General features: G+C 51.8%; 17 protein-coding genes. 10 read left to right on the top strand and 7 right to left on the bottom strand.

The genetic code is table 11. The annotated features are described in order from the left end of the window. Positions 1 to 107 precede the first annotated feature (107 nt). Positions 108 to 1,130 carry a Mal regulon transcriptional regulator MalI gene (gene malI, locus CAG65_RS07675; protein WP_161453213.1) on the bottom strand — a complete coding sequence of 341 codons (1,023 nt, stop codon included), beginning with the start codon at positions 1,128 to 1,130 and terminating at the stop codon, positions 108 to 110. Between the two features lie 247 nt (positions 1,131 to 1,377). Here malI and malX point away from each other — a divergent pair, with 247 nt between their 5' ends. The 4 genes from malX to CAG65_RS07655 all read left to right on the top strand — a co-directional run bounded on the left by malX (position 1,378) and on the right by CAG65_RS07655 (position 6,189). Then, positions 1,378 to 2,952 (top strand): maltose/glucose-specific PTS transporter subunit IIBC, encoded by a 1,575-nt coding sequence (gene malX, locus CAG65_RS07670; RefSeq protein WP_021706022.1) that lies wholly within the window; start codon positions 1,378 to 1,380, stop codon positions 2,950 to 2,952. A 71-nt stretch (positions 2,953 to 3,023) separates the two neighbouring features. After that, the gene (locus CAG65_RS07665) at positions 3,024 to 4,199 is read left to right on the top strand and encodes a MalY/PatB family protein (protein ID WP_161453211.1); all 1,176 of its coding nucleotides are present in this window, start codon (positions 3,024 to 3,026) and stop codon (positions 4,197 to 4,199) included. 247 nt (positions 4,200 to 4,446) lie between these two features. Then, on the top strand, positions 4,447 to 4,965 hold the full coding sequence (locus CAG65_RS07660; protein WP_021706024.1) for an Hcp family type VI secretion system effector: 519 nt from the start codon (positions 4,447 to 4,449) through the stop codon (positions 4,963 to 4,965). Between the two features lie 123 nt (positions 4,966 to 5,088). Further along, positions 5,089 to 6,189, top strand: coding sequence for an XAC2610-related protein (locus tag CAG65_RS07655; protein WP_161453209.1), 1,101 nt, complete (start codon positions 5,089 to 5,091; stop codon positions 6,187 to 6,189). 21 nt (positions 6,190 to 6,210) lie between these two features. On the opposite strand, the gene CAG65_RS07650 is transcribed toward CAG65_RS07655, so the two are convergent. After that, on the bottom strand, positions 6,211 to 7,143 hold the full coding sequence (locus CAG65_RS07650; RefSeq protein WP_161453207.1) for a LysR substrate-binding domain-containing protein: 933 nt from the start codon (positions 7,141 to 7,143) through the stop codon (positions 6,211 to 6,213). A 146-nt stretch (positions 7,144 to 7,289) separates the two neighbouring features. Between CAG65_RS07650 and CAG65_RS07645 the strand changes: the two genes are divergently transcribed. Further along, complete coding sequence (locus CAG65_RS07645; RefSeq protein ID WP_161453204.1) at positions 7,290 to 8,471, top strand: M20 aminoacylase family protein; 1,182 nt, start codon at positions 7,290 to 7,292, stop codon at positions 8,469 to 8,471. A 25-nt stretch (positions 8,472 to 8,496) separates the two neighbouring features. Here the strand turns inward: CAG65_RS07645 and CAG65_RS07640 are convergent, their stop codons facing one another. From CAG65_RS07640 to CAG65_RS07620, 5 genes are all read right to left on the bottom strand, one after another. Beyond that, positions 8,497 to 9,288, bottom strand: coding sequence for a hypothetical protein (locus CAG65_RS07640; protein WP_161453202.1), 792 nt, complete (start codon positions 9,286 to 9,288; stop codon positions 8,497 to 8,499). A 157-nt stretch (positions 9,289 to 9,445) separates the two neighbouring features. After that, positions 9,446 to 10,219 carry an outer membrane protein OmpV gene (ompV, locus tag CAG65_RS07635; RefSeq protein WP_161453200.1) on the bottom strand — a complete coding sequence of 258 codons (774 nt, stop codon included), beginning with the start codon at positions 10,217 to 10,219 and terminating at the stop codon, positions 9,446 to 9,448. A 168-nt stretch (positions 10,220 to 10,387) separates the two neighbouring features. Beyond that, the gene (locus CAG65_RS07630; protein WP_161453198.1) at positions 10,388 to 11,041 is read right to left on the bottom strand and encodes a lysophospholipid acyltransferase family protein; all 654 of its coding nucleotides are present in this window, start codon (positions 11,039 to 11,041) and stop codon (positions 10,388 to 10,390) included. A 7-nt stretch (positions 11,042 to 11,048) separates the two neighbouring features. After that, positions 11,049 to 11,981 carry a phosphatidate cytidylyltransferase gene (locus tag CAG65_RS07625; protein WP_161453196.1) on the bottom strand — a complete coding sequence of 311 codons (933 nt, stop codon included), beginning with the start codon at positions 11,979 to 11,981 and terminating at the stop codon, positions 11,049 to 11,051. Beyond that, complete coding sequence (locus tag CAG65_RS07620) at positions 11,974 to 12,669, bottom strand: CDP-alcohol phosphatidyltransferase family protein (RefSeq protein WP_161453194.1); 696 nt, start codon at positions 12,667 to 12,669, stop codon at positions 11,974 to 11,976. The genes CAG65_RS07625 and CAG65_RS07620 overlap by 8 nt, the downstream gene beginning before the upstream one ends. 287 nt (positions 12,670 to 12,956) lie before the next feature. On the opposite strand from CAG65_RS07620, the gene CAG65_RS07615 reads away from it, so the two are divergent. The 5 genes from CAG65_RS07615 to CAG65_RS07595 all read left to right on the top strand — a co-directional run. Further along, positions 12,957 to 13,376 carry a MarR family winged helix-turn-helix transcriptional regulator gene (locus CAG65_RS07615; RefSeq protein ID WP_021706033.1) on the top strand — a complete coding sequence of 140 codons (420 nt, stop codon included), beginning with the start codon at positions 12,957 to 12,959 and terminating at the stop codon, positions 13,374 to 13,376. Positions 13,377 to 13,390: 14 nt separating this feature from the next. After that, entirely contained in the window at positions 13,391 to 14,455 is a 1,065-nt protein-coding gene (locus tag CAG65_RS07610; RefSeq protein WP_021706034.1) for an HlyD family secretion protein, read from the top strand. A 12-nt stretch (positions 14,456 to 14,467) separates the two neighbouring features. Then, positions 14,468 to 15,991 (top strand): DHA2 family efflux MFS transporter permease subunit, encoded by a 1,524-nt coding sequence (locus CAG65_RS07605; protein ID WP_161453192.1) that lies wholly within the window; start codon positions 14,468 to 14,470, stop codon positions 15,989 to 15,991. Between the two features lie 133 nt (positions 15,992 to 16,124). Beyond that, entirely contained in the window at positions 16,125 to 17,132 is a 1,008-nt protein-coding gene (locus CAG65_RS07600; protein WP_040902829.1) for a substrate-binding domain-containing protein, read from the top strand. Positions 17,133 to 17,159: 27 nt separating this feature from the next. Further along, positions 17,160 to 18,070 (top strand): LysR family transcriptional regulator (locus CAG65_RS07595; RefSeq protein ID WP_161453190.1); only part of this gene is annotated, 911 nt, incomplete at its 3' end.

The following is an 18,070-nucleotide window of genomic DNA, read 5'->3' as shown; positions in this document are numbered from 1 at the left end:
GGACAACGATTTGGTGTTGCATGTTTATGCGGTATTTATTCACTTTGCCTGACAGGGAATGGAAGCAGGCGCTGGCAACCTGATTATTTCGGCCTATTGGGCGGCAATCAGGCCGATTCACGAATAATCAGTTGCGGGGGGAGGATCAGGCTATATGCCTGATCGCTTGGCGTGTGCAGTTGGTCGATCAGACGTTTAGCCGCCTGGCGACCCATTTCTCGCGCGTCGGAATGGATGAACGTGAGGGGCGGCTCGGTCAGACTGGCTTCTTCAACGTCATCAAAGCCGATAATTGATACCTGTTCGCCAATGAATTGATCTTTACCCACCCGGCGACCAGCGCGATTAACGCCATACACGGCACCCAGTGCGGTTGAAGAGTGATGGCAGAGCAAGGCCGTCACCTGAGGGTGTTCTGACAACAACTGTTGAACGGTTTGCGCGGCTGCTGCTTGGCTTTTGTCACATTCAACGACCCACTCGGGTTTGAACGGCAGGCCAAATTGCATCAGAGTGCTGCAGTAACCGCCGATGCGTTCGGCGCGACACAGCGAGCTGCTCTTGCCACCAATGTAGGCAATGCGGCGATGTCCCTGCTTGATCAAGTGCTCCGTCGCTAGTTTGGCAGAATAAGTATTGTCCGGGCCGACGTAGTCTATCTGCTTGTCGACGGAGGCTCGTGCAATGCAGACCATGGGCAACGCATGCGATTTGATGCTTTCGATATCGAACTGTTGATTTTCACCAATGGGACAAAACGCGATACCGCCCACGCCCTGACGGGCCATGGTCAGCAGACATTGGTCGAACTTGTCCTGACTGCTGCCACTTTGCGCCAGAAACAGCATGTAGCCTTGTTTTTCGATCTCTTCACTCAAACCGGCGGCCACCTCCGCATAATATGGATCACTGATGTCTTTCAGTATCAGACCGATGATCTCGCTGCTGTTTGAGCGCAAATTCGCAGCGGCTCGGTTGCGGATGTAGCCCAGTGCTTCCACCGCCTGATTGACTTTCTCGGCCGTATCCACAGAAATGCGGCCTTTATTACTCAGCACCATAGAGACAGTCGTGACCGATACACCGGCGTGTTTCGCTACTTCGGTAATGGTCACTTTTTTGGTCGACATAGGTTCACTTATCTGGAGGAGGAGAAACGTTTTATCAGGCAAACATACCTTTATTGCCCTGATTATAAAAGGGTGATCACAAAGTAATCGAAATCTATATAAGCCGATCACAAATTATTTGGTAAAACGTTTTATCAAAAATTTTAGCGGCGTAGACTCAACGCATAAAAAATAGCCTCATACGCCGCTCAGGCTCAGTAAACAGACGCGACGTATGCCCTACGTTTTCATCTCGCGGAGAGTTGTTATGTCAGGTAACACCAATAAAACCACCATGTGGGAATTCTTACAGAGTTTAGGTAAGACGTTCATGCTGCCCGTTGCGCTGCTGGCGTTTTCAGGGATATTGCTTGGTATTGGCAGTTCGTTGTCGAGTGCCGCCATCCGTGAAGCCATCCCATTACTGGACAATACCCTGCTGCAATACCTATTTATGTGGATGACCAAAATTGGTCTGGTGGCATTCATCTATTTACCAGTGATGTTTGCCATCGCGATCCCGCTTGGCCTTGCCCGCGAAGAAAAAGGGGTGGCGGCGTTTGCCGGTTTTGTCGGTTATGCGGCATTTAACCTGGCAATCAACTTCTTTCTGACCGTTGCCGGTGTGCTCAGTGATGATCTGGAACGCAAAGCGTATGGCGTGAAAAGCATAATCGGTATTGAATCGATCGATACCGGGATCTTGGGTGCGGTGATCGTCGGGGTGATCGTCGCCCGTCTGCACCAGCGTTTTTATACCTTTAAAATGCCAGACGCGCTGGCGTTTTTTGGCGGCGCGCGCTTTGTTCCGATCATCTCTGCGATCGTGCTGGGAGTGGTCGGCGTCGTGATCCCGTTTATCTGGCCATATTTCGCTCAGGGTATCAACGCGGTCGGTTACGCAATAGAAGGGGCGGGTGCCTTCGGCCCGATGTTGTTTGGGACCGGTGAACGTTTGTTGCTGCCGATCGGCTTGCACCACATTCTGGTGGCACTGATCCGCTTTACCGAAGCGGGGGGAACCATGGACGTGTGTGGACACACGGTATCCGGTGCATTAAATATTTTCTATGCTGAGCTGTCCTGTCCTACCACTCAGGGCTTTACGCCGGAAGTGACAGCATTTCTTTCTCAGGGCAAGATGCCAACGTTCCTGGGCGGTCTGCCTGGTGCAGCTCTGGCAATGTATCACTGCGCGAAACCGGAAAGCCGTCATAAAATCAAGGCACTGTTGATTTCTGGCGTGGTGGCGTGTGTGGTGGGGGGTATCACCGAACCTCTGGAATTTCTGTTCTTGTTTGTGGCGCCGGTGCTGTATGTGATCCACGCCATTCTGACCGGGCTGGGCTTTATGGTGATGGGCTTGCTCGACGTGACCATTGGTAACACCGACGGCAACATAATTGATTTTCTGGTCTTTGGCGTCTTGCAGGGCACTGCGACGAAATGGTACCTAGTGCCGGTCGTGGCTGCGATTTGGTTTGTGGTGTACTACTCGGTGTTCCGCTTCGCGATTCTCAAGTTCAACCTGAAAACACCCGGACGTGATGTCGATACGGCTGAAGTGGATAAAGCGCTGGAAGCCACTTTCATCAATGAATCAGGCAAAGGGGCTGCGGTATTGGCCGCGCTGGGTGGCAAAGACAACATCAGTGCGCTGGACAACTGCATTACCCGTTTACGCTTGTCGGTGAAAGACATGTCTCTGGTGGACGATGCCAAACTCAAAGCCCATGGTGCGCTGGGGGTAGTGAAACTGGACCAGCACAATTTGCAGGTGGTGATCGGGACTCAGGTTCACCTGGTGAAAAATGAAATGCAGGCCCTCATTTCTGCCAGTTGAGGCTAGACTCGTTCTCCCTCGGCCAGACCTGCGTCTCTGGTTGAGGGAGGTTTACTTCAGGAGGCATAACGATGCAACACTTTGATTTCGATACACCGATTGACCGCACGGGCACGTACTGCACTCAGTGGGACTATGTGCAGGATCGTTTTGGAACGCCCGGGCTGCTGCCGTTTACGATTTCAGACATGGATTTCGCGTCGCCACCGGCGGTGCTCGCCGCACTGAAACAGCGTCTTGATCACCCGGTACTGGGCTACAGTCGCTGGAACCACGACGACTTTAAGTCGTCCATCATCCATTGGTTTCACCAGCGTTTCGACGCAACCATGGAACCGGAGATGATCGTCTATGGTCCATCGGTTATCTACATGATCTCTAAGCTGATCAGTCTTTGGAGCCAACCCGGTGATGGGGTGGTGTTTCACTCACCGGCTTACGATGCGTTTGAACGTATGATCGAAGGCCTAGGCCGAAGTTGCGTCCCGAGTCGCTTGCGAAAAGGCGCAAACGGGTATGAGATCGATTGGGCGGATCTCGAAGCGCAGCTATCTCAGCCTCATAGCCGTGTTTTTTTATTGTGCAGTCCTCACAACCCGACTGGGCGGGTGTGGCGGCGTGACGAGTTAACCAGGCTTGCGCTGCTGTGTGAGAAACATCAGGTGGCGGTAATTTCCGATGAAATCCACATGGACGTCAGCTTTGCAGCGCACACGCCTTTTCAAGGATTTGGTATGACGTCGCCGTGGGCATTGATCACATCGGCCAGTAAGTCATTCAACATTCCGGCCTTAACGGGCGCGTACGGGTTCATTGCCGATCAGCAAAGCCGCGACCGCTATTTGTATACCCTCAAACAGGTCGATGGTTTGTCTTCGCCCGCGATACTGGGGGTGCTCGCGACCATGGCGGCGTATCAACATGGCGCACCTTGGTTAGACGCATTAAGTGAGTACGTTCACGCAAACCATCAGTACGTCAGCATGGTGCTTAATGACGCGTTTCCTTCGGTCGCCTACCAAGTACCGCAGGCCACCTATCTGGCCTGGATTGATTTGTCGTCATTGGATTTGGACATGAATCAGTTGAATCAGTGTTTAATTAAAGACTTTAACGTTGCCATCATGCAGGGCAGTGTTTACGGCCAGAGTGGAGCAGGGTTTGTGCGCCTGAATCTCGGCTGTCCGAGAAGCAAAGTGGAAGCGGGCGTAACGGCGCTCATTGGCGCAATTCGCCAGCAATGCTGACTGAGGGTGTGTCCTGGCTATCAAAGAAACTGCCATGATTCATCCACAAACAAAAAGTTGGTCGATTCGTTCAAGACTTTGGTAAATCCACCAAGAAATTGTTGTCATGTTTGTTGGTTATTTTTCCTGTTTTACTTTAAATTATTGAAATTTAACAACTTAAAAAGTTGGCATGGTACTTGATATACCTATGGTATGCAGCTCATAACGAGCCCAATCCAATACTAGAGAACACAAGGAAATTGCTATGCCAACTCCAGCTTATATGACTATCAACGGCGAAACTCAAGGTCACATTACTAAAGATACTTTCTCTGCAGATTCTGTCGGTAACACTTGGCAAGAAGCGCACGTTGACGAGTTCCTGGTTCAAGAACTGGATCACGTTCTGACTATTCCACGTGACCCACAAAGCGGTCAGCCAACTGGTCAGCGTGTTCACAAACCAGTTGTGGTAACTAAAGTTCAAGACCGTTGTTCTCCACTACTGTTCAACGCGCTGGTTTCTGGTGAGAAACTGCCTGAGTGTCAGATCCGTTTCTACCGTACTTCTGTACAAGGTAAGCAAGAGCACTACTACACGATCAAACTGATTGATGCTCTGCTGGTAGACATCCAGACTCGCATGAACCACTGTCAAGACGCTGCAACTGCAGACCGTGTGACTGAAGAAGTTCTGAAGTTCACTTACCGTGCAATCGAAGTAACTCACGAAAACTGTGGTACTGCAGGTAACGACGACTGGCGTGCTCCACGCGAAGCGTAATTTGCGCTTAGCGTCAGTAAAAAGGCCAACATTATGTTGGCCTTTTTTGTGTGTAGAAATGTTGCCTTCATCCCTTGTGATTGTTTTTTTGTGTGGTGTTTTATGTTCTCCTGGAAATCCTGTTTGGCTGTATGTGTTTCTGTCTGGATGTCGGGTATGTCTGCGGCGATGGCCGCGAGCACGTACGCGTTTGAAACCTTTTCTCCGGACTATTCCGCTCAGTTGACACTCGATGTTGCAAGCCGGTCTGAACGGGATCTCACCTCAGAAAATATTGGTGTGATTACTGTCTTCAATCAAGATGGTCAGGCTGTGATCACGCACTCGGTTGACCAACTGGCCTTGCCATCGGATCTCAGTACGCCCTTACACACCAATGTCCTGCAGATCCCCTACGGTGAACAAAGTGCCTTGATCTATCAGGATCTGAACCTGGACGGACGCAAAGACTTCGCGCTGCAACAAGGTTGGTATTCTTGTTATGGCGGGCCTTCGTACTCGATTTATCTGGCCCGTGAAGACGGTTCATTTTCCTACAACGAAGCATACAGCGCTCTTGCTTCGCAATATTGCGGAATGTTTGAGGTTGATGCTCAGCAGAAAGCCTTGTTCACCATGACCAAGAGTGGTTGTTGCTGGCATAAATTTGATGTCTATCGAGCGGAAACGCAGGCGCCTGTTCTGGCCGAATCAACGGTCGTGGTACCCGTGGGTATGACGTTCGCTCGTTACACACGCACGACCTATAGCGATGGAAAGAACCCATCCACGGCGCTTTTTTATCTGATGGACGACTTCGCACCACCGGACGATGCGCCTCAGACGGTGTTGACTTTTCGTTTGCAGAAAAGCCCGGAGAAGCAAGTGGCGGTGTACATCAGCGATGAAAGAGTTGATTACGCGTTGATCAATGCTAACACTCAACGGGTGGAATTCAGCGCTGAGTTGGCAGCCAACCGCTTACTGGACTGGCAGAGTGATGAACATAAACAAGACCACGGGCCAATATTTTTGGAGCAGTCAGCCAGTTTCGTTTACCGACCACAGGCATTGAGTTTTCAGCTTGGCAAAACGCGTTACACCATAATCGATGAGCCACAACGAGTGGGAGTGGAAGTACAGCAAGGGCAACAGTCGTTTTTTCTTCGCGGCGATGTCACCAGCCGCAACGGATCATTGACGCGCCTGAAACAGGCTGCGGTGTCGAATCTGAAATTTAACTAACGGTCTCGAGTGTTTTGCTTTTTATCGCGGGTAGAACTGTTGCTGACTCAGTTCAATTTTTTGTTCCAGCAGCGCGATTAACCGGGTGTTGATCGCCGTGACGGCCGGGTCGATGTCTTTGTCGAGTGGCAACAAAATCTGCATCTCATACGTCACCGGATGGCGTAGCGGGCGGATGGCAATCTCCGCCTCATTAGCGTCCAGCGCCGATAAACAGCTGCCGACCGCAATTCCGGTACCGCTTTTGACCAGCCTTACGGCCATATCCTGCAACGAGACTGTCCACACTTTACGTGGATGAACGTTGAGTTCGTCTAACGTCAACTGCATCTTCTGGCGAATCGGATCGTGAGGTTCGCCGTAGATGAGAACTTCACCATTCAAATCCTGGTAGTCAATCACGTCTAGCTGTGTCAGTGGGTGTGAGGCAGGCAGCGCGCACACGCAGGGCAGAGCATAGTGGCGACTCTGATAACGTGGATCGCGGCGCATGTCGGTCGTGATCGCGAAATCAAATCGACCAGCGATCATGTCGTCCGGGATTTGTGAAGAGCGATAAGAATACAGCGCCAGCTCAAGATCCGGGTAGCTTCGTTCCAACTCCATCGCCAGTGCTGGCAGCAGGCTGATGGCAAGTGACGGCATACTGACTATCCTTAACTGACCTGAAACATGTTGATCTTTGAGCTTTTCGGCAAACACTCGCAGATGAGCAAGACCAAGATACACCTTGTCGACCTCATGATAGAACAGCGTGCCCCGACGGGTCGGCAGCAGCCGATTATGCTGACGTTCAAACAGCGCAAACCCGAGCCGGTCTTCCAGTTGCTTGAGCAAGCGGCTGATGGCCGGCTGAGATATCAGCATTTTTTCAGCCGCCTCGGTCGCGCTGGCTGTTTTCATGGTCCACATGAAGGCCTCTATCTGAGAGTCGGTAAATCCACGGTAAGCCATAACATTTTGTTATCCATTGATAGCGGTAAGTCATTCGTAACTTTCAGAGAAAAGTATATACATTAAAAGAAAGCGAAGTCACCCGAACAACTCGGTTTAAGAATAACAATTTGATATGGGTTGACACTCAAGTGTGAGGAAAAGTGATGATTGAACTGCTGAAAAACCAAAATGAGATATTCACTCAATGGCGCCAGGATATTCACCAACATCCAGAACTGGGTTTTGAGGAACAGCGCACAGCAGCGCTGGTGGCGGCGAAGTTACGTGAGTGGGGATTGGATGAAGTACACACCGGGATCGCCAAAACAGGTGTGGTCGGTGTCTTAAAAGGGTGTACGCCATCAGCTCGGGCAATCGGCCTGCGCGCGGATATGGACGCGCTGCCAATGCAAGAAATGAATCACTTCGGCCACGCATCTCGGCATCCGGGCAAGATGCATGGTTGTGGTCATGATGGGCACACCACCATGTTGCTGGCCGCGGCCTGGTATCTGTCCCAGCATCGTGATTTCAGTGGCACCGTACACTTTATTTTTCAGCCGGCAGAAGAGGGACAAGCCGGCGCTGACGCCATGATCAAAGACGGTCTGTTTGAGCGTTTTCCATGTGATCGTGTGTATGGCATGCACAACATGCCGGGCATTCCTGCCGGGCACGTCTGGCTGCGTGAAGGGCCGATGATGGCCAGTTCGGATCGCTTTGTGATCGAGATTCGTGGCAAAGGCGGTCATGCGGCGATGCCTCAGTTCTCGGTTGACTCCACGTTGGCGCTGAGTAACATCATTCTGAGCGCACAGTCGATTGTAGGACGAAATATATCGCCGCTCGACGCAGCTGTGGTGTCGTTCACGGATGTACACGCTGGGTCAGGGACACACAATGTGATTCCGGATACCGCCAGCTTAAAGGGCTGCATTCGGGCGTTTGATGACAGTGTGCGTCAACTGGCGGTAGAAAAACTCGGTCATATCGTACAAACCGCGGCTGCGGTGTATGGGGCTGAGGCCACATTCACGATTCTGCCGGGCAGTTATCCGGCGACGGTCAATCATGCCCAGCCGACGCAACTGGCGGCTGATGTGGCAAAGGCTTTGGTGGGGGAAGAGAATGTCGATGATCATTGTGTCCCGCTTTCGGGCAGTGAAGACTTCTCTTTTATGCTTCAAAAAGTGCCGGGCTGTTATTTGTTCCTGGGCAACGGTGAAGAAGGCCAGAAAGGCGGCGTCTGCGTGCACAACCCTGGCTATGACTTTAATGACGCCATTATTCCAACCGGCGCATCTTTATTTGTAGAACTGGTGAAACGAGAACTCGCCGCCGCATAACGCCAGATCCTGCTGGCGCTATCTTTCAGGGATTGCCTTCTGGCTCCAGGATAAACAACATGTGCCGGCGCAGGCTGGCGGTTTTGGTTATCCGCACACCTTCCAACACAGTTTCATAAGGCTGCTGTTCACTCATGGAGCGGAAGCCTTGTGAAATGGTATCGCGCAGCAGTTCAAAGTTCAGTGTCGGGATCACGGCGTTGAGCCATAAACATTCTGCCAGCACCATATCGGCGATGGCGTCTCTGTCGCCCTGATAACGGGCTTGGTATGCCGGGATGTCAATATCTAGCGCCAGTTTATAGACCTGATCCTTGCCGTCAGTATTTTCAATGCTCGATACCATCAGACTCATGAAGTGATCCGGATAGTGGTAACGATAAACCCGGAACGTTCCGCCCATTTGGTCGTACATATAAGCAAGATCCGACACTTCATAAGCGCCGACCGCCGCCGCAATACTGTCATCGGCGGGGGGATTGCTGTCAAACCAGTCTTGGATTTCCTGTGCTTCCTCTTGAGAAAGCGTTTTCAGGTAGTCCTGCATGCTTTGCCTCTGGAGCTTGTCCGGGACAATGACGATTCCGGGGGCAAGCGCCCGGGCGTTGAGATTATAAGTATCCACAATCTCGTCAACGCTTTTTCCTAACGTTGCGACGTTCCAGTCGAAGGCGTCATGACGGATCACAACCTGGTTGGGTGATGCGATGGGCTCGCTGGAAGACGTCGCTGGTGTTTGGCTGCAGCCAGCGGCTAGCAGTATCGCGCTCAGGGCAAATGCGCCTGAAGACCAGCGCCAGAAAAGTCGGGGTACCATAATCTGCTCACATTCCGTGTTGAGACTTTTATCCTAGCACGTCCGATGGCGGAATGCGCTGACGCTGACCTTTGCGTCAGGTATAAAAAAACCTTCTCCCCAATCAGGCAGGACTTGGTCTGGGGAGAAGGTTGAAATCGACGCGATTAGATAGTGCTTAGAAGTGGTAGTTCACCATTGCACCAACCGCCCATTGGTTTTTGTTGTCGACCAACGGTGAGTCAGAGATCTCAGAGCCCAGGCGTGAGTATGCGGCAGACTGTGTGACTTCAAGGTTTTTGGTGATTGGCACTACCAACTGGTAACCAGCGCCATATGAGAAGGTACCATCGCCCTTGTATGCTTTGCGGGTTGCAGTCTGTTCTTTGTCGCTAACACCAAAGTAGTAGTCGACGTAATCTTTGCTCTGATACGTCACACCAGCAAATGGCACGAAATCGACAGAGCCCAGTTCAATCACGTGTGCGTATTTTACGCCAGTCAGGAAGCCTTTATAACGGCCCGAAACATCATGTTGATAGAAGGTTGAGACCGTGCCATCGCCCAGTTTAACGTCGGCGTTCAGGCCCATGTCCAGGCTGAGTTTACGGTCTGACATGCCTTTCAGTACGTCGGCATCTTTGGCTTCGTACATCAGGCCGCTGGTGCCCAAATAGGCGCTCAGGTTCAGCAGATCGTCATTGTTCCCGAAAAAGCGGTAGTTCACGCCGCCAAAGTCAGCGTTGAAATCTTCTCCGTGATAACCGAAGTTCAACATAGGTGCCCAGTTTTTGTCCTGGCCCTTGTACAGGTCGTTGCTGTATGCGGCGCCTGCGCCGACTACCCAACTGCCTTCGTGTGTGTAAATGTTACCGTTGCGAATATAGGTGTCACCCGCGTAGGCGTGACTAGCAAGTAACGTTGCTGAAATTAGGAGTGCTAGCTTTTTCATCAGATTTACCTTTGTTGTGTTCAGGTGATTTGTTTTGAACACTGTACAAAATGAAAGGATCAATGTCTGTCGGGTTGTGTATGGATATGTATGCTGTAAGCCGAAGAATAGTCAGAATGTGTCTGATCGACGGTCAGAGAAAGGCCGGGAGCCTGAACTCCCGGTTGTTTAGTCGATGAAATCGGCGGTTTGAGTAATGCAGTGCTGAGTCAGTTGCTGATAGCAGCTCTGCATGGTTTGAATGAAGTGACTGGCATCCTCAAAATGGCGGATCGGTTCACCGATGACCACGTCACAATTGAATGGGACCAGCATTGCGGTGCCTTTTGGCAGTGAGCGGCCGAGACCGCGCATCACCACTGGTGTGACACTGCACTGTTCGTGCTGTTTGAGTAAGTGATAGATGCCTTTTTTCAAGCCGCTCATGATTTCCGGCTCGCCGCGGCTGCCTTCCGGGAAAATGATCAGAATGTCGCCGTTACGCAGCGCCTGGTGGCACTGGTCGAATATGGCATCTCGCTGCTCCCGGGTCGGAGAGCGGCGGATAGGAATGATGCCAATCACGTTTAATGACAGCCAGGCGATCAGTTTATTCGCCAGAAAGTAATCGGCGGCTGCGACCGGGCGTACCTTGTGAACCATGCTGATTGGAAATAACGCCAGCAACACTAAGGTGTCCAAGTGGCTGTTGTGGTTCGCGGCCACAATCACCGGCCCGTGTGTGGGCAGGTTCTGGCGCTGAATGATATTCAGGCCGAGGCCGATAAACACCAGTGGCTTGACAATCAGCAGCACAAACAACATTTTCGGAATCGTTGCCATACGCGCCTCAGTAGTAGAGATAGTAAATGTAATGGAAAAATAGCGGTGCGGTAAACATCAGACTGTCAATCCTGTCTAATATGCCACCGTGACCAGGAATGAACTGGCTGGTGTCCTTGATTTGCAGATCCCGCTTGACTGAGGAAATCACCAGATCACCGATAAAACCACTGAACGCGATAATCACACCGGCCACCAAACCTTGCACAGAATTAAGCGGGGTCAGGTAGGGCGCGATAAAGTAGGCCGCGGTGATTACGGTGGCAGCACCGCCGATAAACCCTTCCCAGGTCTTGTTTGGGCTCACTTTTGGCACGATCTTATGTTTGCCGAAAGATTTACCCCATACATACTGACAAACGTCATTGAACTGAGTGAAGACCAGCAAAAATAGCAGCATGCCCATTGAGCCTGCATTCGGATTCAGATCTGGCAGCACCAACAGGTAGGCCATGTGGCTGATACAGAACACCGTCAGCATCAATGCCCAGTGAATGATGCCAGCTGAACGGATAAATCCTTTGGTGTCACCAATCAGCACCATCACCATTGGCAGGTATAAGAAGACGTAGACAGGAATGAAAATGATGAACATGCCATACCAACCAATCGCCAGCCAGTAATACTGGAAAGGAATGGCAAGGTACGCCCAGAAGATCACCCGTCGGTCGGTCATGCGGGTAGGCACAATCGAGAGGAACTCCTTCAGGGCCATAAAACTGAGAAAGCCGACAAAGAACAAGGTGTAGTGCAGCGGCAGGTAAAGCACCACAAAAACGATACCAATCATCCACCACCAAGAGCGGATACGCAGCTTGAGTTCGAGGTAGTCACGGTCTTGATGGCGGCGAGATAGCCACAGATATACCAGAGTGCCGATGATCAGCACACCGAGGATAGCGATCATCAGATACAGAGAATGAGATGGGATCTTAGTCATGGGTATTCGTCTCCTGTGCTGCGGCCTGATGGGCTTTCGCATGGAAGATGCCACTTAGACGGCGCCAGGTGGTGATAATCGCTCCCACCACCATTACTGTCAGTGCTGCGTCCATTAAATAGCCAAACCAAGCTGGAAGAAGTGCGAATTGGTGATGAACGAACAGCAGCATCAAAGTGATTGTCAACAGCGCCATACGGTGCTGTTTGGCCATCGGGCCTCTGAAATCGGCGTCGCAGCCCATACTCACACCCAGTACCCGGACGTAAGCAGTCAGCACCGCGAGTAACGCGGCCAGCCACGCCAAAGACATGGCAAACTCCGACTGAGCGGCCAGCCCGGCAGCCACAATAAACAGAGGATCGGCGATCCGATCCGGCACGTCGTTAAACAGTTCACCAGCCGGCGTTTTTTTCCCGCCTTCGACCGCGACCATGCCATCAAACAGATTACACAATAGCCGTAGTTGGATGCATGCGGCGGCAGCGAGCAACCAGAGCGCATGGTGTCCGTTATCATAGGCCACCAGAGTGGCGGCACCGAGCAGCGCAAAAACGATGCTCATCAGAGAGATTTGATTCGGAGTGATGTTTTTGCGACTGAGCCATACGGCGACTCGTCGGGTTAGGGCCACATCGCGCACGGCCAACGGCCGGCGGTTTGCATCCGAATCTGGCTGGTTATCCATATAAGCCTCACAGACATTGAGAAATAATTAAAATAAGTGCGCTGCATTATATGAGAATAAGTGCATTCAAAAACATTATTTTTGTCGCTTTGTTGTACAAATTCGGAATAAGTCGTGGCAGTAATACCGCCACGGCTGCGTAATTTTTGTGATGAAATCCATCGTCTTAAGATTGATACCTGCCGTTTCCCCTTTTTGTGAAGAAAAGTAAACTTGACATATAGTAAGTCAGGCTTACTATTTGGTGTGAAGTTAATCACGTTTCTTATTCATTACAGGTGGCGATCATGGGACAGATTCATGTGGGGTATTTGCTTTCGGATGTATGGCGCTTGATCCGCAAGCGTTTTCATCAAGACCCTAATATTCAGGCCATGACGCTTTCACAAGCGAAAGCGCTGAACCTGATTTCACGTCACGAAGGCATCAAACAGGTCGAACTAGCGGATCTGTTAGAGATCAAACCCATGAGTGTCGTGCGGGTAATTGACCAACTGGTCAGCGAGGGCCTAGTCGAGCGGCGTCCTAACCCCAATGACCGCCGCGCCCATTTGTTGTACCTCAAGCCTGCCGCCAGTGAGCAACTGGCCATCATCAGTTCGGTTGGCAATACCATCTGGGCGGATGCACTCGAGGGCCTGAGTGAAGAAGAGAAAAACCAGTTTATTCGCACACTCAACCGAATTCACCACAATCTCGCGAAGTAAGTGAGGAAAATGACATGTCTCAACCAGTGACAACAAATCCCGAAGCCAGTCAGCTTGCGCCCAAAAATCACAAGAAAAAACGTCTGATGCTGTTGTTGGTCGTCCCAGCCATCGCCATTGCGGCGTCAGTGGGCATTTACATGCATGGTGGCCGCTATGTGGAAACCGACAACGCGTACGTCAAAGCCGACAAAACGCTGATCAACGCAGAAGTGTCCGGCCGGATCATCAATGTGCCGGTGGATGAAAATCAACCAGTGAAAGCCGGCGATCTCTTGTTCCAGATTGATCCCGAACCTTATGAGATAGCGGTTGCCCAGGCACAGGCAAACCTGAAGAGTACGGCAGTGGACCTCAATACCACCAAAGCCGAATATGACAGCAAGTTGGCCAACATTGACACCTCACGCAGTCAGTTGGCGTACGCCAAACGTGAAGAAAAGCGTCAGGCGAACCTGAAGAAAAACGGTTACAGCTCAGACTCACAGTACGATGCGGCGCATCAGAAAACGCTGTTGATGGAGCTGGAAGTCAACACCTTACAAAAACAACTCAAACAGGTAGAAGCCAGCTACGGCGGCGACATTCGGGCACCGATCGAAACCAACCCACACTATAAGAAAGCGCAGGCCGATCTGGCGAAAGCAGAAAACGATCTGAAGCATGTGAATGTGTATGCGCCGGCCGACGGGGTGGTGAGCAAAGTGATAGAGAAAGGGGAGTACGCCTCTCCGGGCACGATCGCAATGGTTCTGGTGGCCGATTCGCACCTCTGGGTCGAAGCCAACTTTACTGAAAAAGAGCTGACGAACATTCGTCAGGGACAGGAGGTGGAAATCAACGTTGATTATGCACCGGATTATACTTGGCATGGCAAAGTGGCCAGTCTGAGCCCTGCCACGGGAGCGGAGTTTTCGGTTATTCCGGCTCAGAATGCCACCGGTAACTGGGTTAAGATTACTCAGCGGGTTCCTGTCCGTATCCAGATTGAAGATGCTCAAGATGCACCCACGCTGCGTGCTGGTTTGAGTGCGGTGGTGACGGTGGACACCCAGCATCATCGCGAGCTTTCGCTCTGATAAGGAGGGCACATGGCTGTTGCTGAACGCGCTCCTGTGGAACAGGGCGATATAGCCAAACGCGGATTTGTCACCCTGTCGGTGATGCTCGCCACCATTATGCAGGCATTGGATACCACCATTGCCAATGTAGCGTTGCCCCATATGCGAGGTGCGATGGGAGCAACACAGGATCAGATCTCCTGGGTACTGACGTCTTACATCGTGGCAGCCGCGATTGCGATGCCGTTGACCGGTTTTGTTGCCGCGCGAATCGGGCGCAAACGTCTGTTTAGCTACTCAGTGATTGGTTTTACGGTCGCGTCGATGTTGTGTGGTGCGGCGCAGTCACTGGAACAAATCGTGCTGTTCCGTTTGTTACAGGGGATATTTGGGGCCAGTCTGGTGCCGCTGTCTCAGTCGGTGCTGTTGGACACGTACCCGCGTGAACAACACGGGTCGGCGATGGCGATGTGGGGCGTCGGCGTGATGGTCGGGCCTATCCTCGGCCCCTCGCTGGGCGGCTGGCTGACCGAATATTACAACTGGCGCTGGGTGTTTTACATCAATATCCCGTTTGGCATTCTGGCCTGGATGGGGATCTCAGCCTTCGTCAAAGAGACGGAGTTGGATCCCAAGCGTCGTTTTGATCTGTTCGGTTTTGCTTTGCTCAGTCTGGCGATCGGCAGTCTGCAGATGTTTCTTGACCGGGGGGAGTCGCAAAACTGGTTTGAGAGCATGGAGATAGTGCTTGAGGCGGCGCTGGCCGGCTTAACCATGTATCTGTTTATCGCTCATATGTTTACGGCTCGTAAGCCGTTCCTGGAACCGCAAATGTTCAGGGACCGAAATTTCAGCGTCGGGGTGTTATTTGGCTTTATGCTCGGGGTGATCCTGCTGGCGACCATGGCACTGCTGCCGCCGTTTTTGCAGGGATTGATGAATTATCCGGTGATTGATGTCGGTATTTTGCTGACCCCACGCGGTTTTGGCACCATGGCAGGAATGATGATTGTCGGCCGGATTGCCAATAAAGTTGACCTGCGTTACGTGATTGCTATCGGTTTGCTGCTGATGATCGTGTCGTTGTGGGAGATGACACTGTTTTCGGTCGATGTGACCAAATGGGACATCATCCGGACCGGGATTGTACAAGGCTTGGGGCTGGGGTTGACGTTTGTGCCGCTGTCTACGCTGACGTTCTCAACGCTGCCGGCATCGTTTCGTAATGAAGGTACGGCGCTGTTCAGCTTGATTCGTAACATCGGCAGCAGTATCGGTATTTCGATTGTGACCACTTACTTATCGCATCGGATGCAGATCAATCATGCGGTATTTTCAGAGTACATCACGCCGTTTAATACAGGCCTGCAACAGGCGATGCAACATGGTATGTACAACATTCACTCGGACATCGGTTTGGTCAGCGTCAACACAGAAGTCACCCGTCAGGCGGCTATTCTCGGGTATCTGCAGGATTTTCGGTTCATGATGTTTGTGGTGCTGGCGATGTTTCCGTTGCTGGGGCTATTGAGTAAACCCCAGCGCAGAGCGTAATACGAGCGGCACCTTGTCAGTAAAACCCGGCTTAGGCCGGGTTTTTATTTGCCTGAAGGTAACGTGAGAGTTGTGTCGTTAAGGGGGATTGTTCATAATGTTACATGTAACATTATTGATAATTCACACGTTTATGGCGCAAGCAAACAAGAAAACCCGCACCACACTGCAAGATGTCGCCGATCAGGTTGGCGTCACGAAAATGACCGTATCGCGCTATATGCGTAATCCCGAATCGGTGGCTGAGAAAACCCGCGAAAAAATTGCCAGGGTGATTGAAGAGATGGGCTACATCGAGAACCGCGCGCCGGCGATGTTGTCGAAGTCATCCAGTAAAGCCATTGGGATTTTACTGCCTTCTTTGTCTAACCAGATTTTTGCCTCATTCGTACAGGGAATTGAATCGGTGACCAACGCCAACGGATACGAAACGCTGATTGCCCACTTCAGTTACGATCAGGACGAAGAGGAGCGCAAAATTGCGTCGCTGTTGTCGTATCAGGTTGACGGCCTTATTCTGACCGAAAGTCACCACACCAAACGCACCTTGCAGATGATCCAGAGCGCCGGTGTGCCTGTGGTTGAAACCATGGAGCTGCCGGAGCATCCGATTGATATGGCCGTGGGAATGAACCATGTCGACGCGTCCTATCAGGCGGTAAAACAGATGCTGGCGGCCGGCAAGCGCACCATCGTGTATTTTGGCGCCCGGCTGGATACCCGGACCAAACTGCGGATGCAGGGCTACGATCAAGCGATGCAGGAAGCCGGGCTGACCCCAAAACACATACTGACGGGGGACCATTCGAGCTTCTCTTTGGCGCAAACCTTGTTGGATACGGCGCTGCAACAGTATCCGCAACTAGACGGTGTGTTCTGCACCAACGACGATATCGCCATCGGCACCATTTTGTCTGCGCAGCAGCGGGGGATGGAGGTGCCGGCACAACTGTCGGTCGTTGGCTACAACGCGCTGGACATCGGCCAAAGTATCCGGCCAAAGCTCACCAGTGTGGATACCCCGCGTTACGAGATTGGTGAGCGAAGTGCGGAACTGCTGATTGCCGCGCTCAAAGGGACACGGCCTGAGCAGTGTCGGGTGGATATTGGTTACCGAATTACCGATGGTGACAGCGTCTGAGCCGCTGCGGGATTGTGAGGGAGTGTGATGTCACATCAGTTGGACAATTTGGATCTCGATCTGATGCGCTTACTCAAAGCGGTGGTCGATAACAAGAGCATTAAACTGGCCGCGATGCAGCTGGGTATTTCTCAGCCCAGTGCCAGTCGAGGAGTGATGAAGCTCAAACAGGTGTTCAATGACCCGTTGTTTGTGCGCAAAGCGCACGGCGTGGAGCCGTCGCCGATGGCGGTGCGTCTGGCGGCTGAGTTTGACAACATGCTGGCGCCACTGGAAAAAGTGCTGCTCGAATTTGAGGAGTTTGATCCCGAGCGTTATACCGGTCATATCTCGCTGGTGGTGGATCCGTATTTGATGGACGAGCAAGGCCAGACCTTGCTGACCTGTTGCTATCAGGCATTTCCTCAGGCCACGTTTACCTTCGCCAGCTGGACAGCCTACAGCCAGGATGAAATGCTGGAAGGGGTTCACGACTACTGCATCCTCGATCAGGAAACTGACATCGCAAAAGACATTTACATGCGTCCGTTGTTCAGTGAAAAAAGAGTCATACTGGCTCGGAAAAATCACCCCACTCTGAGCGAAACCAACGACTGGGAAACAGTGGCGAGTTTGCCACTGGTCTCATTGCCAGCTCCAGCGTCGTACAAACCACTGTGTACGGTCGAGTCTGAATACCAGCGCATGGGGTACGAGCCGGATGTGGTGTTGAAGTCTTATAATCTACGGGTCGCGTGTCAGATGTTGCTGGAAACCAATGCGATCATGTTTGCCAGCAACAGCTCAGCCCGCCTGATGCCCGAACTGGCGTCTTATACCATGCCGCCTGTCAATCGGGAGTTCAGCCATTTTGTTGTATCCGGAGGATATTTACAGGTCTACCGAAATCATCCGTTGCATCAGTACCTCCATCAAGTCCTACAGCAGGTATTTGCCCA

This window comes from Vibrio sp. V39_P1S14PM300 (assembly GCF_009904765.1).
In the GTDB taxonomy this organism is placed as follows: Bacteria; Pseudomonadota; Gammaproteobacteria; order Enterobacterales; family Vibrionaceae; genus Vibrio; species Vibrio proteolyticus.
This window is presented reverse-complemented; position numbering and strand designations above follow the sequence as displayed.

What these genes read in the sequence shown, in the direction of transcription:
- malI (WP_161453213.1), bottom strand. Translation starts at nt 1,130, where the DNA reads ATGTCGACCAAAAAAGTGACCATTACCGAAGTAGCGAAACACGCCGGT.
- ompV (WP_161453200.1), bottom strand. Translation starts at nt 10,219, where the DNA reads ATGAAAAAGCTAGCACTCCTAATTTCAGCAACGTTACTTGCTAGTCAC.
- CAG65_RS07650 (WP_161453207.1), bottom strand. Translation starts at nt 7,143, where the DNA reads ATGGCTTACCGTGGATTTACCGACTCTCAGATAGAGGCCTTCATGTGG.
- CAG65_RS07605 (WP_161453192.1), top strand. Translation starts at nt 14,468, where the DNA reads ATGGCTGTTGCTGAACGCGCTCCTGTGGAACAGGGCGATATAGCCAAA.
- CAG65_RS07640 (WP_161453202.1), bottom strand. Translation starts at nt 9,288, where the DNA reads ATGGTACCCCGACTTTTCTGGCGCTGGTCTTCAGGCGCATTTGCCCTG.
- CAG65_RS07600 (WP_040902829.1), top strand. Translation starts at nt 16,125, where the DNA reads ATGGCGCAAGCAAACAAGAAAACCCGCACCACACTGCAAGATGTCGCC.
- CAG65_RS07630 (WP_161453198.1), bottom strand. Translation starts at nt 11,041, where the DNA reads ATGGCAACGATTCCGAAAATGTTGTTTGTGCTGCTGATTGTCAAGCCA.
- CAG65_RS07620 (WP_161453194.1), bottom strand. Translation starts at nt 12,669, where the DNA reads ATGGATAACCAGCCAGATTCGGATGCAAACCGCCGGCCGTTGGCCGTG.
- CAG65_RS07625 (WP_161453196.1), bottom strand. Translation starts at nt 11,981, where the DNA reads ATGACTAAGATCCCATCTCATTCTCTGTATCTGATGATCGCTATCCTC.
- CAG65_RS07610 (WP_021706034.1), top strand. Translation starts at nt 13,391, where the DNA reads ATGTCTCAACCAGTGACAACAAATCCCGAAGCCAGTCAGCTTGCGCCC.
- CAG65_RS07665 (WP_161453211.1), top strand. Translation starts at nt 3,024, where the DNA reads ATGCAACACTTTGATTTCGATACACCGATTGACCGCACGGGCACGTAC.
- CAG65_RS07660 (WP_021706024.1), top strand. Translation starts at nt 4,447, where the DNA reads ATGCCAACTCCAGCTTATATGACTATCAACGGCGAAACTCAAGGTCAC.
- CAG65_RS07645 (WP_161453204.1), top strand. Translation starts at nt 7,290, where the DNA reads ATGATTGAACTGCTGAAAAACCAAAATGAGATATTCACTCAATGGCGC.
- CAG65_RS07615 (WP_021706033.1), top strand. Translation starts at nt 12,957, where the DNA reads ATGGGACAGATTCATGTGGGGTATTTGCTTTCGGATGTATGGCGCTTG.
- malX (WP_021706022.1), top strand. Translation starts at nt 1,378, where the DNA reads ATGTCAGGTAACACCAATAAAACCACCATGTGGGAATTCTTACAGAGT.